Origin of the sequence: Paenibacillus chibensis (genome assembly GCF_004001045.1) — a bacterium.
Taxonomy (GTDB): Bacteria; Bacillota; Bacilli; order Paenibacillales; family Paenibacillaceae; genus Paenibacillus_AQ; species Paenibacillus_AQ chibensis.
Genome location: NZ_BIMK01000001.1, coordinates 326,440 through 335,927, shown reverse-complemented (window position 1 = coordinate 335,927; position 9,488 = coordinate 326,440). Strand labels below are relative to the sequence as shown.

The following is a 9,488-nucleotide window of genomic DNA, read 5'->3' as shown; positions in this document are numbered from 1 at the left end:
CATATCAGACAGTATGCACTGCAGTATGCTTGATGTACCCTTAACGGGATGTTGTGAAATCCCCATCATATAAAACAGGAGATGCAGCCGAATGAAATGCAAAATTACACGCAATGCTGCCAAGGTGCTTAAAAAGGAACTGGAGAAAGAAGAAAACAGCGGTTTGAAGGTACGTGTGCTGGTAACCCATGCGCATGGCGATCACGCGCATTACGGACTGGATTTGGACAAGCCGGGCGAGAACGACGAGGTTGTAAGCACCGATAAAGAAATCGACGTGCTGCTCGACCGCAACGAGCCGCTGCTTGACGGGGTGAAGGTGGATTATTTGTATTTTCCGAACGAAGGCTTCGTCATCACCAACCCGTCCAAGGGCAACCACGGCGACCATTAGTCATCGGATAATGAGAGAAAAGGGTGCGAATCATGGCCAATGATATTCGTTTATGCGACAAATGCAATCATATACAGCTGAAAAGCATTGTTCCGAAGCTGAAAAAACTCGCTCCGGACAGTGAAATCCAGATCGGGTGCAAATCGTACTGCGGTCCCTGCGGAAAGCGTCCCTTTCTTTACGTGAACGGCCGGTATCTCAGTGCGCCGACAGAAGCCGAATTGCTCGCGAAGACGGAGCCCTTCATCAAGAAGTCTTCATAAGACGGCTGGGAAATGCTTCCGGTGCTGCCGTGCATAGATCCTTTAAGGAAGCTCCATCCTACAAGGTGGATAGGAACTTTCGAGTGAAGGAGAGAGCAGCCCATGGCATCCAGATATGATTCCAGCCTGCAATCGCGAAATCCGATTTCCCAAGCCCAAAATTCGGTGGAAAAGCTGCATTATGCGGTGTCCCAAGCGATGTCCCATCCCACGGAGCAAATGGTGGAGCAGGCCAAGAGCAGGCTCGCCCATACGGAACGTGCGGTTGATCAGGCCGGCGACAGCCTGAATGGACAAGCGGTCGAATTAGCCGAGGAAATGCTTGCAGAGGAAAAGGGCCGACTGGCTTCCCTTGCCTCTGACATGAACGGAGAGTCAACGAAATAAGTGCCTGTCTGATCCTGCAAAGAGCCTCTCTTTGCAGGATTTTTTGTGTAAAACCGAACCGGGACTTTTTTGGGAATCATTTTCCACTGTGCTATAATGAACATGCTTTCTTTAATCATGCATTCTCATTATACATGGAAGGTTGTGAAGAACATGAAACACATTACGGACTGCACCATTCTGAACAACGGTGTTACCATGCCATGGCTTGGATTCGGTACGTACCAGGCGAAAGGCAATGAAGTGTATGAAGCCGTCAAGGTTGCGCTGGCGGCTGGGTACCGGAGCATTGATACCGCGGCGGTGTACGGCAATGAGCAGGAAGTGGGCAAGGCAATCGCCGAAAGCGGTATCGCCCGGAATGAGATTTTCGTCACGACCAAAGTGTGGAACGATGATCAGGGATATGATTCGACGCTGCGTGCATTCGAGGAAAGCCAGAAACGCCTCGGTCTGAACGTGATTGACCTGTACTTGATTCACTGGCCGGGCCAGGATAAATTCAAAGATACTTGGAAAGCGATGGAGCGTCTTTATGATGAAGGCAGCATCCGGGCCATCGGCGTCAGCAATTTCCACGTCCATCATTTGAAAGAGCTTATGAAGGACAGCCATGTGGTGCCGGCAGTCGATCAGGTGGAGCTGCATCCAGGCTTGATCCAGCAGGAGCTGCAGGATTTCTGCGGCGCCCAGGGGATTCAGATTGAAGCTTGGAGCCCGCTGATGAAAGGGAAATTGGGTGATAATTCAACGCTGCTTGGCATTGCCCAGAAATATGGCAAGACGCCGGCCCAAATCATCCTTCGGTGGGACATCCAAAACAAAATCGTAACGATTCCCAAATCGGTTACGCCTTCGCGCATCCGCGAAAATGCGGATATATTCGATTTCGAGCTGTCGCAGGATGAGCTGAAGCAGATTGATGCGCTGAACGGAAACAAGCGGGTCGGCACCGATCCTGACAAGTTGATTTTCTGAATAGATGGAACCCAAATAAACCCGGCTTGCCTATACAGGCAAGCCGGGTTTTTCTTGAGATATTAGAACCTATACATTCGAAGCAGGGCCGCCCTGCTTATGTCGCAAGCAGAAGGACTAAGGCCGGCGCGGCGGAAGCGGACCCAGGAACTGATAATACTGGCATTCGATGCGGCCATTGTAGAGCTTGCGTCTTTTATCCGCCTTGCGCCCGAAGTAATGCTCGAATTGCTTCGTCGGACTGATGGCGAAGAACGACCAGGTCGGAAGCTGCGCAGCGGTGTTGCCAAGCTGGCGGATCAGCTTCTCGACTTCGTTTTTCTCGCTCAGGCGTTCGCCGTACGGCGGGTTGGTGATCAAACAGCCGTATTCACCTTCAGGCTTGGCCTTGGCTGCCGGCAGAACGTTGAAGGTAATTTCGCGTCCGAAGCCGGCGCTTTTGGCGGCGGCTTTGGCAACCTCGATCGCCTGCGGGTCGATATCGCTGCCTGTCAGCTGCAGCGGCTCGTCATCCTGCACGGAGTCGAAGGCCTCCTCGCGCGCTTCGGCCCACAGCTCCTCGGGAATGATGCGCCAGTGCTCGGACGGGAACGAGCGGCGCAGTCCCGGCGCGATATTCCAGCCCATCATGGCGGCTTCGATCAGGAATGTACCTGAACCGCAGCAAGGATCATAGAGCGGACGGGATGCATTCCAGCGGCTGAGCTGCAGCATCGCAGCTGCCATCGTTTCCTTGATCGGCGCTTCCGTCACAAGCTTGCGGTACCCGCGTTTATGCAGGGCGGGGCCGGTTGTATCCAGCGTTAGCAGCGCAACGTCTTTGTGAAGATTGACTTCGATGACATAACGCGCGCCGTTTTCCTGGAACCAGTCGGTGCGGTAGCTTTGCTTCAGCTTCTCGACGATCGCCTTTTTGACAATCCCTTGGGAGGCTGGAACGCTGCTCAGCTGGGAATGATGGGAACGGCCTTCGACCGGGAATTCCCCGTCGACGGGAATCCAATCCTCCCATGGAAGCGCCTTGGTGCCTTCGAACAGCTCGTCAAAGGTTTTCGCAGGGAACTCGCCCATTTTGACGAGAATCCGGTCCGTAGTGCGAAGCCACAGGTTGCAGCGGCAAATATCCTTGAGGTCTCCGGCAAAGGTAACCCGGCCGTTTTCGACCTCCAGGTCGTTGTAGCCTAAATCTCTAAGTTCACGCGCGACGATGGCCTCAAGGCCCATCGGTGCGGTTGCAATCAATTGCAAGCGGGGCATAATCGTTTTCAACTCCATTTTCATGCTTGATGTACATAAGAATTAGTCCTTGGCGAGCGCTAAAGACCGCCGCAGTGACGGATCGTTCTTCCGATCGCTGGTGTCTCCAAATTTTCTGAACTTATTTATCAAATGGGTTTAATTTGAAGACAAAGGCGAATGCTATGCTTCTTTAGAACGATTCCGTCCCTTCCGCTACCTTTGCCTTCGGAAAAGACTAAATCGATGTGTAGTGGTTAATTATAGTGAATTCAAGCTCGAATTCGTCTTCCATTCATTCTATAATAGTATAGGTGAATGTGAGGTTAGAAACAAACGTTATTGTTTCGATCATGACCCATTGAACGTTGAATATGAAGGAGAGTTTACACATGAGTCCTGAAGAATACGCGGACCATTTTCTTGAAAAGGACGGGCAGCTTGCCGGCGTAAAAGAACGCATCGCCGGCAAGGGGATGCCTGAAATTTCAATCGCTCCGGGCTATGGCCGCCTGCTGACCATGCTGGTGGCTTCAACCAAAGCTTCTCAAGTGCTGGAGATCGGAGCTTTGGGCGGATATAGCGGGATTTGCCTGGCAAGAGGCTTGACCTCCGAAGGCCGCCTCACCTCCCTGGAGCTCAAGCAGGAATACGCGGACGTGGCCATGGAGCATCTGACCGAAGCAGGATTTGGAGATCAAGTGGAATACAGGATCGGCCTGGCTGCGGACAGCCTGGAAATGCTCAAGCAGGAAGGCCGTAAATTCGATTTCTTCTTTATCGATGCCGATAAGGAGAACTATCCGGTATATTTGGAATATGCGATCGAGCTGGCGAATCCGGGTGCGATCATTGCAGGAGACAACACATTCTTGCGGGGGAGAACCCTCAATCCGGACAAAAACGGGCCTTCGGTGCAGGCAATCCGCCGGTTCAACGAGCAGATGGCTACCGATGAACGCCTGATCGGCACCATATTGCCGGCATATGACGGCTTGGCCGTCGCGATGGTGAAGCCTCGGGCGTAAGCCGACGATGAAGCAAAAAAAGGTGGCGCAGGAACATGTCCTGCCCACCTTTTTATGGCATTACCGATAATAAATTTCGACTGTCTCCGTCACGCACATAATGGACATTGATGATAACCCCATATAGCCGGGGAATCTAGCGGTTACCGATACTGCGGTGATTTATGGTTTTTGTACAGCTTCAGCCGTACCCATACCATGTTCAAGAGCAGCAGGCAGCCCGAAATGATAAAGAGGCCTTCGATCCCGATAAAACCGGATAAGAAGCCGCCGACCAGCGCGCCGAGCATGTTGCCCAGCGCCAGCGTGCTCGTGTTGAAGCCGAAAGCCCGGCTCTCCATGCCGTCAGGCGTGTACGAGCGGATTAGGGCGTTGACGCTTGGGAGCAGGCCGCCCATGAAGATACCCATCAGGAACCGCACGATGATAAGCTGCCAAACCGAGTGCACGAAGGCCTGCGGGATGAGCATCACGCCTGCGCCGATCAAGGCATAGGTCAATATGCGATGCGCGCCGACCTTGTCGCTGACCTTGCCGAGAATGGGCGAAGTGATCATGTTGGACAGTCCGGTAACGGCGGTGACCATGCCAGCCCAGAAAGCCAGATTAACGGACGATGCATGAAGCTTCTCCACATACAGCGGCAGCAGGGACATGGGGCTCATCATGGCAAACTGAAGCAGGAAGGTCACGGCGAACAAAGCCGGAAGCTGCGGAATTTGCGCCAGCTCCTTGAATCCGCCAAGCACGGAAACCTGGGGCGCTTTCGCCGCCTCTTCACGGTTGAAGTTTTCCTTGACCAGAAGGAGCGCCAGCAGGGATGCGGCAAAAATCAAGAGACCGATAATATAGAAAATAGGACGGAATCCGAAAATATCCGCGAGGCTGCCGCCAATGAGCGGACCGAGAATGGTGCCTGCCACGGAGCCGGACTGCATGATTCCCATGGCAAAACCCATCCGATCTTTCGGGGTCGTGCTGGAAACCAGCGAAATCGAAGCAGGGTTAAAGCCGGAAATCGTACCGTTCAGCAGCCGCAGCAGCAGGAGTTCCCACGGACTGCGGGCAAAGCCCATCAGGGTAATGACGATCGCCATCCCGAACCCGGAGCGCAGAAGCATGATTTTGCGTCCGTACCGGTCGGCCAGCTTGCCCCATAAGGGTTGAAAAATAAACGAGGTCAGGAAGTTAGCCGCAAAAATCATTCCCGCCCACATACCGATGTTGTGATCACCCTGTACTCCCAGATCCTTTGCCAGATACAGGGACAGGAACGGAGTGATCATTGTCATTCCCGAGTTGACCAGAAACTGGCCGATCCAAAGCACAAGTACATTGACTTTCCACGGTTTCAATGTGCTTTTCACTTCCTTTCTACATGTGACTGAAAATATGTCAGGAAAAACACAGGTTCTTTCAGTATAACATATTTACCCAAACGAGCCGTAAGGCAGATGTCATACTATTGTCATGGGATGTCAGGGCCAGCCGGTTGTTACTTACTTTTAAAAAGGGCATAATATAGATTAGAGAAATTCTAAAAAACATTGGAGGCCTCTTCATGACCTACAACGATACACTCATACAAGCCAGCTATAAAAGGGAAACGGAGCATGTTCCTGTCTGGTACATGAGACAAGCGGGCAGGTACGATCCTGAATACCGCAAAATCAAAGAAAAATATACGCTGCTTGAAATTTGCCGGCAGCCGGAGCTTGCAGCCGAAATCACGATGATGCCGGTACGCAAGCTGGGCGTGGATGCCGCCATTCTGTATTCGGACATTATGAACCCTGTAGCATCGCTTGGCGTTGATTTCGATATCGTGAAAAATATCGGTCCCGTCATTGATAATCCCATCCGGAGCAAAGCCGATGTCGAGAGGCTGCGTCCGATCGATGTTGACAAGGATTTGTCCCATATCATCGAAACGATCCGGATTTTGGACCGCGAGCTTGAGGTGCCGCTGATTACGTTTGCGGGAGCGCCATTTACGATCGCCAGCTATCTGATTGAAGGCCGTCCTTCCAAAAGCTATATTTTGACCAAGACGCTGATGTACAGCGAGCCCGAGGTTTGGAATCTGCTGATGAACAAGCTGGGGGATATGGTTATTACATATGTGCGGGCCCATATCCAAAACGGAGGTAAGGCGTTCCAGCTGTTTGACAGCTGGGTCGGTGCGCTTGCGCCGAAAGATTTTCAAAAATATGTGCTGCCTACCATTACCCGTATCTTTGCCGAACTTTCGGATTTGAATGTACCTAAAATATATTTCCCGGGCGTAAGCTCCGGCGAGCTTCTTCCGACCCTCACAGAGCTTCAGGCGAACGTGATCGGGCTGGACTGGAGAGTCTCCATCGAGGAGGGGCGCAAGCGCCTGGGCGGCAAATTCGCGGTGCAGGGCAACCTCGATCCGTATATTTTGACCGCGCCGATGGACATCATCAAATCATATGCGAAAGAAATCATCGATGAAGGCATTCAGGAGCCGGGGTATATCTTCAATCTCGGTCACGGACTGTTCCCCGAAGCTTCGTTGGACAAGCTGAAGGAGCTTACGGAATATATTCACGAGTATTCGGCTTCCGCGCTGAAGAACAAAAAATATTAGAGTTTGTGCAACGCTGCAACATCAATTCGACCAAGAGGTGATCGTTTCGTGAAAACAAAAGTAGGCGTGCTAGTAATGTCCTATGGAACACCGGAAAGCATCGAAGGCATCGATGCCTATTATACCCATATCCGCCGCGGCAACGCTCCGTCTGAAGAGCAGCTTCAGGAGCTGGTGGACCGATACAAAGCCATCGTGGGCGGCGTATTCCCGCTCCGCGAAAATACGAATCATCAGGTGGAAAGCCTGCAGGAAGCCCTCAACGCCGACAGCCGCCTTCCGGATGTGGAGTTCGTATGCTATCAAGGCCTCAAGCATGCCCGTCCGTTCATTGAAGATGGTGTAGAGCAGATGGCGCAAGACGGCATCAAAAAAGCTGTAGGCATCGTGCTGGCACCGCATTATTCGACCATGAGCGTCGAGAGCTACATCAAACGGGCACAGGCCAAAGCGGATGAGGTCGGCGTGGAGATGACCTACGTGAAGAGCTATCATCTGCATCCGCAGCTGATTGAAGCGCTTAGCCGCCGGGTAAATGCGAAGATGGATCTCTTCAAGGAAGCGGGGGCCGAGCGGGAAGATGTCCGTGTACTGTTCAGTGCGCACAGCCTCCCGGAGAAAATTGTGGAGCTTGGCGATCCGTACCCGGAACAGCTGCTTGAAACCTCCCGCGCAATTGCCGAAAAATTGGGTATTACTTCGTGGCAGTTTGCATGGCAAAGCGCAGGGCGCACTTCGGTGCCTTGGCTTGGCCCTGATATTTTGGACACGCTCCGCAGTCTCAGCAAAGAGCAGGTTGAGAACGTTCTGGTCGCACCGATCGGGTTCGTGTCTGATCATTTGGAAGTCCTGTATGACCTGGACATCGAGGCACAGGATGTCGCCAAGGAGCTGGACATGCGTCTCATGCGCATCGACATGCTGAACAGCGATCCGCTGTATATGGTAACCCTCTGCGATGCGGTCGTTGACCAGCTTAAACAAGCGCAAATGGTTTAAAAACCGATTCGGAATCTGTCAGAACCCTCCGCTGCCGCGGGGGGTTCTATTTGCTTGCGGGAGCCTGATATAATAGTATGGATTCTGGAAGTAAATCTATGAAAATATGAAATGGAATTAAGGAGGAACGATGTATCCGCCGAGATCGCAAAAAAAACGTTCCGGTAACCAAAACCGGAAGCTCCGGCAGAGGCGATTGTGGCTGACCATGAATGCTGCCCTGCTATTGATGATTGTCATTTTGGTTTCCGTATACTTTATCAAGGATCACCAGAGCGCATCGGGGCCGAAGTCGCCGACCAAGGCTCCTGCTGTGACCAATAATACCGAGAGCCCTCCGCAGGAGAAGCCGGTATCCCCGGAGCCTCAGGATCAAGAGGGAACAAACAAGGAAGAGCAGCCTGAACAGGATCCCGCGAAGGAGCCCGCCAAGGATCCGGCCAACGATCCGGATCAAAAAGGCGTTGCCGGCCAAGACCAGGGCGCCAATGCAAATGGAAAGGAACAGGTGCCGGATCAAACCGCGGATCAGCCGAAGTCGCCAGATCAAGGGAAATCCGTAGCGCCGAGCAATCCGGAGGACTCTGGCAGCCAGGAAGAACATAGTATAGTGGGGGATAACGGTAAATCCGTTACGATTCATTTTGTAGGCGACATGATTTTCTCTAGCAAGGTGGAAACCCTGTTGGAGAGTAAAGGCTATTCATACCCTTTTGCTTATTTGGGAGATACTTTCAAGAAGGATGACCTGACGCTCGGCAATCTTGAAACGCCGGTTACAACGGGCGGTGTAAGCGCGCAAAACAAGCAGTACGTTTTTAAATCCTCGCCGAAAGCTCTCGATGCGCTGCGCGCTGCAGGGATGGACGTGGTCAATTTGGGCAACAACCATATTCTTGACCAGGGCGAGGTCGGCCTGATGGATACGATCAAGCATCTGGACCAGAGCGGTATCCAATATGTCGGCGCAGGCAAAGATGCGAACCGTGCTTACCAGCCGCTGTATATTAAACGCGGAGGGATGACGATTGCAGTGGTCGGATGCAGCCGGGTCTATCCTGAGCCCGGATGGGCCGCAGGGGCGAGCAAACCGGGTGTGGCCAGCGCATACCCTGGCAAAGGGTACCGCGACCGTGTCTTATCGACGATTGCAGATGCACGCAAGAAAGCCGATTTGGTGATTGTCATGGCGCACTGGGGGATTGAGCGTTCCCTGTCGCCGGATGCGAACCAGAAAAATCTGGCCCATGATTTTGTGGATGCGGGAGCCGATCTCATTATCGGCGGTCATCCGCATGTGCTGCAGGGACTGGAACAGTATAAGGGCAAATGGATTGCTTACAGCACAGGCAATTTTATCTTTACCAAATCCAGCACGCCGTCCACTTGGAAGACGGCCGTTTTTCAAGCGACCTGCAAGCCGAAGAGCGGCTGCCAAATGAAGCTGACACCTTATCATGCGGAGCTTGGACAGCCGGTGCCGATGAATGCCCAGGATGGGAGCCAGCTGATGAAAGAGATGCAGAATCTATCCTTCGGAGGCCTGAAGATTTCCGGCGACGGCGTCGTTACGCCTTGATGAAGCTGGT

At 52.7% G+C, this 9,488-nt stretch carries 10 protein-coding genes; 8 read left to right on the top strand and 2 right to left on the bottom strand.

The window, feature by feature from the left end; translation table 11 throughout:
* The first annotated feature begins 91 nt into the window (after positions 1–91).
* The 4 genes from PCH05_RS01550 to PCH05_RS01535 all read left to right on the top strand — a co-directional run bounded on the left by PCH05_RS01550 (position 92) and on the right by PCH05_RS01535 (position 2,022).
* Entirely contained in the window at positions 92–394 is a 303-nt protein-coding gene (locus tag PCH05_RS01550; RefSeq protein WP_127599934.1) for a HesB/IscA family protein, read from the top strand.
* Between the two features lie 32 nt (positions 395–426).
* A complete protein-coding gene (locus PCH05_RS01545) occupies positions 427–657 on the top strand; it encodes a YuzB family protein (protein WP_127599932.1) in 231 nt (76 codons plus the stop codon).
* A gap of 102 nt (positions 658–759) precedes the next feature.
* Positions 760–1,044, top strand: coding sequence for a hypothetical protein (locus PCH05_RS01540; protein ID WP_127599930.1), 285 nt, complete (start codon positions 760–762; stop codon positions 1,042–1,044).
* Between the two features lie 153 nt (positions 1,045–1,197).
* Positions 1,198–2,022 (top strand): aldo/keto reductase, encoded by an 825-nt coding sequence (locus PCH05_RS01535; RefSeq protein WP_127599928.1) that lies wholly within the window; start codon positions 1,198–1,200, stop codon positions 2,020–2,022.
* Between the two features lie 117 nt (positions 2,023–2,139).
* Here the strand turns inward: PCH05_RS01535 and PCH05_RS01530 are convergent, their stop codons facing one another.
* Positions 2,140–3,279 (bottom strand): THUMP domain-containing class I SAM-dependent RNA methyltransferase, encoded by a 1,140-nt coding sequence (locus PCH05_RS01530; RefSeq protein ID WP_127599984.1) that lies wholly within the window; start codon positions 3,277–3,279, stop codon positions 2,140–2,142.
* A gap of 353 nt (positions 3,280–3,632) precedes the next feature.
* Between PCH05_RS01530 and PCH05_RS01525 the strand changes: the two genes are divergently transcribed.
* The gene (locus PCH05_RS01525; RefSeq protein ID WP_127599926.1) at positions 3,633–4,286 is read left to right on the top strand and encodes an O-methyltransferase; all 654 of its coding nucleotides are present in this window, start codon (positions 3,633–3,635) and stop codon (positions 4,284–4,286) included.
* Positions 4,287–4,429: 143 nt separating this feature from the next.
* On the opposite strand, the gene PCH05_RS01520 is transcribed toward PCH05_RS01525, so the two are convergent.
* Positions 4,430–5,641 (bottom strand): MFS transporter, encoded by a 1,212-nt coding sequence (locus PCH05_RS01520; protein WP_127599924.1) that lies wholly within the window; start codon positions 5,639–5,641, stop codon positions 4,430–4,432.
* 206 nt (positions 5,642–5,847) lie between these two features.
* Between PCH05_RS01520 and hemE the strand changes: the two genes are divergently transcribed.
* The 3 genes from hemE (at position 5,848) to PCH05_RS01505 (ending at position 9,478) form a co-directional block, all read left to right on the top strand.
* Entirely contained in the window at positions 5,848–6,900 is a 1,053-nt protein-coding gene (gene hemE / locus PCH05_RS01515) for a uroporphyrinogen decarboxylase (protein WP_127599922.1), read from the top strand.
* Between the two features lie 48 nt (positions 6,901–6,948).
* Positions 6,949–7,899 (top strand): ferrochelatase, encoded by a 951-nt coding sequence (gene hemH / locus PCH05_RS01510; RefSeq protein ID WP_127599920.1) that lies wholly within the window; start codon positions 6,949–6,951, stop codon positions 7,897–7,899.
* 130 nt (positions 7,900–8,029) lie between these two features.
* On the top strand, positions 8,030–9,478 hold the full coding sequence (locus PCH05_RS01505) for a CapA family protein (RefSeq protein WP_127599919.1): 1,449 nt from the start codon (positions 8,030–8,032) through the stop codon (positions 9,476–9,478).
* Positions 9,479–9,488 lie beyond the last annotated feature (10 nt).

What these genes read in the sequence shown, in the direction of transcription:
- PCH05_RS01550 (WP_127599934.1), top strand. Translation starts at nt 92, where the DNA reads ATGAAATGCAAAATTACACGCAATGCTGCCAAGGTGCTTAAAAAGGAA.
- PCH05_RS01545 (WP_127599932.1), top strand. Translation starts at nt 427, where the DNA reads ATGGCCAATGATATTCGTTTATGCGACAAATGCAATCATATACAGCTG.
- PCH05_RS01540 (WP_127599930.1), top strand. Translation starts at nt 760, where the DNA reads ATGGCATCCAGATATGATTCCAGCCTGCAATCGCGAAATCCGATTTCC.
- PCH05_RS01535 (WP_127599928.1), top strand. Translation starts at nt 1,198, where the DNA reads ATGAAACACATTACGGACTGCACCATTCTGAACAACGGTGTTACCATG.
- PCH05_RS01530 (WP_127599984.1), bottom strand. Translation starts at nt 3,279, where the DNA reads ATGCCCCGCTTGCAATTGATTGCAACCGCACCGATGGGCCTTGAGGCC.
- PCH05_RS01525 (WP_127599926.1), top strand. Translation starts at nt 3,633, where the DNA reads ATGAAGGAGAGTTTACACATGAGTCCTGAAGAATACGCGGACCATTTT.
- hemE (WP_127599922.1), top strand. Translation starts at nt 5,848, where the DNA reads ATGACCTACAACGATACACTCATACAAGCCAGCTATAAAAGGGAAACG.
- PCH05_RS01505 (WP_127599919.1), top strand. Translation starts at nt 8,030, where the DNA reads ATGTATCCGCCGAGATCGCAAAAAAAACGTTCCGGTAACCAAAACCGG.